This is a genomic window from Aquiflexum sp. (assembly GCF_041751335.1).
Lineage (GTDB): Bacteria > Bacteroidota > Bacteroidia > Cytophagales > Cyclobacteriaceae > Aquiflexum.
The window spans coordinates 1-7055 of the sequence record NZ_JBGSXS010000178.1; the positions used below are offsets into that span (position 1 = coordinate 1).

The following is a 7055-nucleotide window of genomic DNA, read 5'->3' on the forward strand; positions in this document are numbered from 1 at the left end:
GATTATTTTTTTGCCATTTGCCACTACTGTCAGCCTTCTTCCGATCAAGGTTATTTCATAGGTCTGCCATTCTCCCGCTGGTTTGGCAACCATTTCGTTGGGTGTCAAGAAACCATAGATTCCACCAAAAAGAAGATTTGATGGTTCCTGATCTATATCATCCTGGATCTGCAATTCATACCTTCCCCTTAGGTAAATTCCACTATTGCTTCCTTTAGGATATCTGAATTCGACCAGAAGTTTGAAATCATCAAATTTCTCATTGGATATCAGATTAGCTCCTGATTTGGGACTGCTCAAGATTCCATCTTTTACTACCCATTGATTTTCAGATTTGTCCGCATGCCAGCCATCCAAGTTTTTGCCATTGAAGAGATTGATGGGTTTACCCCATGTTGGATTTTTGTCCCTTACCAATGAAGGGGCTCTTTCTCCTACATAAGTAAATTTATCACCGTTGGGATATTGAATGGTACCGGTAAGATTATCTCCAGACAAAACCCCATCAAATTTCAGGTCTTTATCAGAGCTTTCCCATTGAGGAGGAATACTGAAGGTGATTTTCCCATTTTCAAAGTTGATATTGGAAATTGGACGGGCACTGCCATGGTCTCCGACAAAATATCCTACCAAAGTGGATAAACCGGATTGTTTTACCTCAAGCCATGAAGGAGTCTCTTTTCCATTCATATCTAAAGTCAGGTTCCATCTTCCCATAAATTCCTTGGGATCACTTAGCAGATTATAGCCCATCCGGTAAGATGTGTATCCTGTGACAGTCTCATCTTTGATGCTGGATGGAATGATGACAGTTTTGCCGTTATGTTCCATAGTCCTTGATTCCTGATTTTCCAAGTTGATCTTAGGAGTCACTTTTTCGGATGCGCCCTGAGCTAATGCCATATTTGATGAAACCATGAATATCAAGGCAAGATTGACCAAAATTGACCCGATTTGAGAAACTGTATTTTTCATAATACTTTGGTTTTGAATTGGAATTTAAATTAGCGAATAATCCGCTGAAAGGGAACTTATCGATTGATATATGTTCCAAATTCAAGTTTTTTTAAGTTGAATTAACGATTTGGTTGTCTTCCAATAAATAAACCATTCCATTCTGCCACTTATATAATTAAGTATGAAATTTTTATGTGAATTTTTTAGATAAACATTTATATTCAGTAAGTTAATATTTAAAGAGCTGTCCAAATCTTAAATTTATTTTTTCAAATCAAATAGTTTCATTTTTTTACCAATTCCATAGACTCCAGACAATCTCTGAAATATTTTCTTACCATTTTAGAATCATGTCAAGACCAGGAACAAATACGGAAATTGTTTTGAATGAAAAGGAAAACCAATCCTTATCCATCAAGCCTGCAAGGGTATTGCGGACGGTAGATGTTGTGGCTTTGATTGTTGGGATTGTAATCGGTGCCGGTATTTTCCGAGCACCTTCTTTGGTTGCTGGTAATGTGGACACTGGATGGATGATGCTTTCGGTCTGGTTGGTCGGTGGATTTGTTTCATTGGCAGGTGCCCTGTGCTATGCAGAACTTTCAACAGCTTTTCCCAATACTGGAGGCGATTATTATTTTTTGATGAGGGCATTTGGCAAGAGAATAGCTTTTCTTTTTGCATGGGCAAGGATGAGTGTGATACAGACCGGTTCCATTGCATTGTTGGCCTTTATTTTTGGGGATTATGCCACCGAAATCTACAAAATTGGCCCCAGGTCCTCGGTTGTATATGCTGGATTTGCAGTTGTGGTCCTCACTCTTATCAATCTCAGGGGTATCAATATGGGTACAGGAGCACAGAAGATACTTACCCTTTTTGAGGTACTTGGTTTGCTTGTTCTCATTTTTGTGGGACTGTTTATTTTATCCCCTGTACCTGAGACAGTTCAGGTTACTGATTCAGGTTCAGGAAATTCACTGGGTCTTGCCATGGTTTTTGTGCTATTGACCTTTGGAGGCTGGAATGAAGCTGCTTATATATCCGCCGAAATGAAGTCAAAAAAGATTGCAATGGCATTGATTTTCGGGATATTGCTTATTACCACGATTTATGTGTTGGTTAATCTTGCTTTTCTAAGAAGTTTGGGACTTACAGGGATGGCCGGTTCAAGTGCCATTGCCAGCGACCTGATGGGGAATGCATTTGGAAAGACAGGAGTTGTGTTGATTTCGATTTTGGTAGGTGTGGCTGCACTGACATCTGCCAATGCCACCATTTTTACAGGAGCAAGGTCAAATTATGCATTGGGCAGGGATTTCCCGGTGTTTGGATTTATGGGAAAATGGAAAAGCAAATCTGAGGGACCTGTCAATGCTTTCATCATTCAAGGTGCCATAGCCATGGTTCTGGTAAGTTTTGGGCTGTTCTCAAGAAGTGGTTTTGAAACCATGATAGATTATACAGCCCCTGTTTTCTGGTTCTTTCTGTTGATGGTGGGATTGTCTTTGTTTGTTTTGAGAAAAAGAGAACCAAATGCAGCAAGACCTTTTAAGGTTCCTTTCTATCCCATATTGCCTTTGGTGTTCTGCCTCTCAAGTACCTACCTGCTTTATTCCAGTATTGCCTATACAGGTTGGGGGGCTTTTGTAGGAATTTCGGTATTGTTGGCGGGGGCTTTGTTGGTGCTTTTCAAACCTTCAATTATCCAATCAGGTGCTGATAATTCAGGTTAAATCAAAAATGGCTTTAGACCTAAAAGTAAATATAATCCAGTGTGTAATTAATAATTTCAACAACCATAAATAATAAGAATATGAAAACAATTCAGAATTTATTCCTCTCCCTATTGATAGGTCTAGGGGTTTCAGGTTTGGCTTATGCCCAGGATGTAGTATATGTTCCGACCCAGCAGACTGTAGTAGATGCCATGCTAAAGTTAGCTGATGTGAAAAAATCCGATATTGTCTATGACCTTGGCTGTGGTGATGGGCGGATGGTAATCACCGCCGCCAAAACTTATGGAACCACCGGTAAAGGCATCGATATAGATCCACAAAGGATTAAGGAAGCCAATGAAAATGCACAGAATGCAGGGGTAACAGACAAAGTTACATTCGAACTCGGGAATCTCTTTGAAGCGGATGTAAGGGAAGCATCCGTGGTCACATTATACCTATTGGAATCCTTGAATCTGAAATTAAGGCCAAAACTGCTGGAACAGTTAAAACCAGGTTCTAGGGTGGTTTCCAATACATTCAATATGGGTGATTGGGTTCCTGATAAAGTAGAGTCGGTGAATGGCTATACAATTTATCTTTGGACGATTCAGTAATAGGTTTGTTTCTTTGATCTGTTTTAATTTCAATTTCCGGAATTATCAGTTTAAATTAAAATCATAAACCCAAATGCCATGAAAACAAACATGAAAATCAGCATCCTGTTTTTATTTGTACTATCATTTGTCATGGGATCAATCTGCCACGGACAAAATCAGAAAGACCTTGATGAAAAGGTTGAGAAGTTTCTGAATGACAACAGACAACAATGGAGAGACCTCAATGTCCCTTTTGGAGACGGAAAGATCCTACACGACCTCATCGTTGAAAACAACTATCAATCTGCGCTGGAAATCGGGACCTCTACAGGACATTCAACGGTTTGGATTGCCTGGGCCCTCAGTAAAACCGGGGGAAAACTGATAACCGTTGAATTGGATAAAAATCGACAGAAGCAGGCCATAGAAAATATCAATAAGGCAGGTCTCTCTGATTTTGTGGAATTCAGACTTGGTGACGCCCATCAGATCGTCAAAGAGGTGAAAGGACCTTTTGATTTTGTGTTTTCGGATGCGGACAAAGATTGGTATGTTCAGTATTTCAAAGATATCCATCCCAAATTAAAAGAGGGCGGAAGATTTACAGCACATAATGTGCTTCAAAACTTAGGAGGAATCAGAGCGTATTTGGAATTTGTCAACAATCATCCTGAATATATCACCACGGTGGATAAAAGCAGCAACTCAGGAATAGCGATCAGTGTAAAAAAATAATACCCTAAAAAGATCTGATTTTCAGCCATATCCGATTGTTTTCAAAAAAAACATAAGGAATTTTATGGGCCGGATTTTCAAGAATTTTACTTCATTGGTCCCTTCAGATCTTTGATTGTAAATGGATACAAATGTTGGATTCTTATAGAATTAAGTCGATTTGCTTTATCCAAACCTGAAAATATATCGTATTTTAGGGCATGTCTTTTTTTAAAGTTAATTTGAAATTACCTAAACATGAATAATGAAATAATACTAAGGAATAATATTAAAATTTTTGGAAAAGGTACCCAGCCGATTGTTTTTGCACATGGATTTGGTTGTGATCAAAATATGTGGCGATTTATCGAACCTGCTTTTGAGGATGATTATCAGATTATTTTGTTTGACCATGTGGGGTCTGGAAACTCAGATCAAAGTGCCTATGATTATGAAAAATACAGTTCTCTCAAAGGCTATGCCGATGACCTTATAGCAATCTGTGAAGGACTGAATCTCCAAAGGGTTATTTATGTAGGACACTCTGTAAGCAGCATGATCGGGGTACTTTCTGCGGCCAAAAGGCCTGATCTTTTTGAGAATTTGGTTTTGATAGGGCCTTCCCCTTGCTACATCAATGATGATGGGTATTTTGGAGGCTTTTCTAGAGAGGATATTGATGAATTGATAGAAACCCTGGAGAGTAATTATCTGGGTTGGTCAAGCTTTATAACGCCTGTAATTATCGGAAATTCGGAAAAGCCTGAATACTCTGAAGAACTTAGGAACAGTTTTTGCAATATGAATCCTGAAATCGCAAAACATTTTGCAAGGGTGACCTTTCTGGGAGATAACAGGGAGGATTTATCCAAGGTTTCGACACCCGCTTTGATCATCCAATGTCACCCAGATGTAATTGCCCCTGTTCAGGTCGGAAAATATGTTCATAAACAAATGCCTGAAAGCAGGTATGAACTTTTGGACACCTCAGGACATTGTCCTCACCTTACTGCTCCTGAACAAGTTATTCATAGTATTAAAACGTATTTAAATAACTGATCCTTGAATACCCAACCATTCTTAGAAGACGCAGAAGATCTTTTCCAAAATGCCCCTTTTGGATATATGTCCATGCGGGAAGACGGACTTATTGTCAATATAAATGCCACCTTATTGGATTGGTTAGACTATGAGCGGGACGAAATCGTGTATCAAAAACCCTTTCAGGATTTATTGGGGATAGGAGGGAAGATTTACTTTGAAACTCATATCATGCCTTTGCTTAAAATGCAGGGTGAGGTTTCCGAGATAAACATCGAGCTCAAAACAAAAGAATCAACCAAGCTTCCGACTTTGATCAATGCCAGGCGAATACTGGATCGTTCGGGTTACCAGCCTGTTTATAGATTTTCCGTGCTTGATATCACCCAGCGCAAGCAATACGAATTGGAATTGAAGAAAGCCAGAGAAAAGGCTGAACATACTGTTCAACGGCTTAAACAGATCAATCAAGATTTGGAACATTTCGCCTACACGGCCTCACATGATTTGCAGGCTCCTTTGAATACCATATCCGGTTTGATGAGTTTGTTGGACCAAGATGGGTATTTTCCCGATGATAGTGATGGTAAAAAGTATTTTACGCTGATAAAAAGTAATGCCAAAAGGATGAAACTGATGATTAAAGATCTCCTCGAATATTCTAAAATAGATGGGAAGGAGATTGAATTTGAAGAAGTTTCATTAAATGAAGTATGTGGAATCGCGCTGGAAATGATCGAAAATCAGGTGAATGAAAATAACGCTACTTTTATTATATCTGAATTGCCAAAAATTGAAGGGGAAAAGATCCAACTTGTACGGCTTTTTCAGAATCTTTTTGGTAATGCTATTAAATACCGCTCTGAAGCTAAACCTGTGATAAAAGTGGAGTTTGATGATAAGGGTGATCAAATCAGTGTTTTTGTTAAAGACAATGGGATGGGTTTTGAACAGGTGCATGCAGATCAGGTATTTGGATTTATGAAAAGACTGCATACACATGACAAAATACAAGGAACAGGAATAGGACTGTCGGCGTGTAAGCGGATCCTGGAAATCCATGGAGGGACAATCGGTGCAAAATCGGAGCCGGGTATGGGTAGTACCTTTTATTTCACACTACCAAAAGTTTCTGATAAAGCGAATTGATTGAAATATGGTTATCCTCTTATTTGAAAGTTATCAGCTTAAAAATTGTTACGCTTATAGCTAAACAAGAATAGCAATTCTTGTTTAGTATGTGGAGTAAAGAATTGCGCAATTATTAGGCCAGATTATGAAATTATGAGATCAGGCGGTCTGCTCCATCATCATCGGCAAGAAGTATAAATAGCGGGTTGCTGTCCTTTGGTTATGCAGGAATGTAAATATTAAAGGTTGCACCATTATTAAGACTGCTTGTTGCAATGACAATGCCTTTGTGATTGTCAACTATTTTTTTTACGATAGCAAGCCCGATTCCAGTGCCAGCGTATTCTTCCTTACCGTGAAGTTTTTGGAACACCTCAAATATTTTATCAACAAATTCATTTTCAAATCCAATGCCGTTGTCAGAAATACTAATGTGGCAGTATTCTTTATGTGGTGTAAGGTTTACTATATTTATTTTGCTGTATGTTATATTTACGCTACTAATTTTTATATGCGGTGGTATTTTCGGGTTTGAAAATTTGAGTGAGTTGCTAATGAGATTGTGCATCAACTGACTAAACTGAAAAGGAATAACTTTTACATCGCAAATTTCATTTACTTCTATCACTGCATTCTTTTCTGCAATAGCATCTTTAAATTCATTTTTTACTTCTTCAATAATAATGGTAAAGTCAGTGGGTTCAAATTTTCTCTCTGCCATGCTTAAACGGGAGAAGGCAAGTAAATCCTGAATGAGTGTTTGCATGCGTTGGGCTGCCTTCCGCATGAGGGAGAAATAATTTTTTCCACTATCGGATAAGTTTTGATTTTCTTTTTCCAATATTCTCCCTGCAATCATACGGATTTTTCGCAAAGGCTCTTGTAAATCGTGACT

7 protein-coding genes are annotated in these 7055 nt (G+C 38.6%); 5 read left to right on the forward strand and 2 right to left on the reverse strand.

Annotated elements, in window-relative coordinates:
* Positions 1-975, reverse strand: a 975-nt coding sequence (locus ACEW8U_RS09895; protein WP_373521879.1) for a DUF1080 domain-containing protein, incomplete at its 3' end; no start/stop codon positions are given.
* Positions 976-1307: 332 nt separating this feature from the next.
* On the opposite strand from ACEW8U_RS09895, the gene ACEW8U_RS09900 reads away from it, so the two are divergent.
* The 5 genes from ACEW8U_RS09900 to ACEW8U_RS09920 all read left to right on the forward strand — a co-directional run bounded on the left by ACEW8U_RS09900 (position 1308) and on the right by ACEW8U_RS09920 (position 6178).
* The gene (locus tag ACEW8U_RS09900) at positions 1308-2693 is read left to right on the forward strand and encodes an APC family permease (RefSeq protein ID WP_373521880.1); all 1386 of its coding nucleotides are present in this window, start codon (positions 1308-1310) and stop codon (positions 2691-2693) included.
* An 80-nt stretch (positions 2694-2773) separates the two neighbouring features.
* The gene (locus tag ACEW8U_RS09905; protein WP_373521881.1) at positions 2774-3292 is read left to right on the forward strand and encodes a cyclopropane-fatty-acyl-phospholipid synthase family protein; all 519 of its coding nucleotides are present in this window, start codon (positions 2774-2776) and stop codon (positions 3290-3292) included.
* A gap of 78 nt (positions 3293-3370) precedes the next feature.
* Entirely contained in the window at positions 3371-4009 is a 639-nt protein-coding gene (locus ACEW8U_RS09910) for an O-methyltransferase (protein ID WP_373521882.1), read from the forward strand.
* 237 nt (positions 4010-4246) lie between these two features.
* Positions 4247-5047, forward strand: coding sequence for an alpha/beta fold hydrolase (locus tag ACEW8U_RS09915; protein ID WP_373521883.1), 801 nt, complete (start codon positions 4247-4249; stop codon positions 5045-5047).
* 3 nt (positions 5048-5050) lie between these two features.
* Positions 5051-6178: an ATP-binding protein gene (locus tag ACEW8U_RS09920; RefSeq protein ID WP_373521884.1), complete on the forward strand. Its 1128-nt coding sequence runs from the start codon at positions 5051-5053 to the stop codon at positions 6176-6178.
* A gap of 202 nt (positions 6179-6380) precedes the next feature.
* Here the strand turns inward: ACEW8U_RS09920 and ACEW8U_RS09925 are convergent.
* Positions 6381-7055, reverse strand: a 675-nt coding sequence (locus ACEW8U_RS09925) for an ATP-binding protein (protein ID WP_373521885.1), incomplete at its 5' end; no start/stop codon positions are given.

Bases quoted from the DNA above. Each gene is read 5' to 3' on its own strand.
- ACEW8U_RS09900 (WP_373521880.1), top strand. From the start codon at position 1,308: ATGTCAAGACCAGGAACAAATACGGAAATTGTTTTGAATGAAAAGGAA.
- ACEW8U_RS09910 (WP_373521882.1), top strand. From the start codon at position 3,371: ATGAAAACAAACATGAAAATCAGCATCCTGTTTTTATTTGTACTATCA.
- ACEW8U_RS09915 (WP_373521883.1), top strand. From the start codon at position 4,247: ATGAATAATGAAATAATACTAAGGAATAATATTAAAATTTTTGGAAAA.
- ACEW8U_RS09905 (WP_373521881.1), top strand. From the start codon at position 2,774: ATGAAAACAATTCAGAATTTATTCCTCTCCCTATTGATAGGTCTAGGG.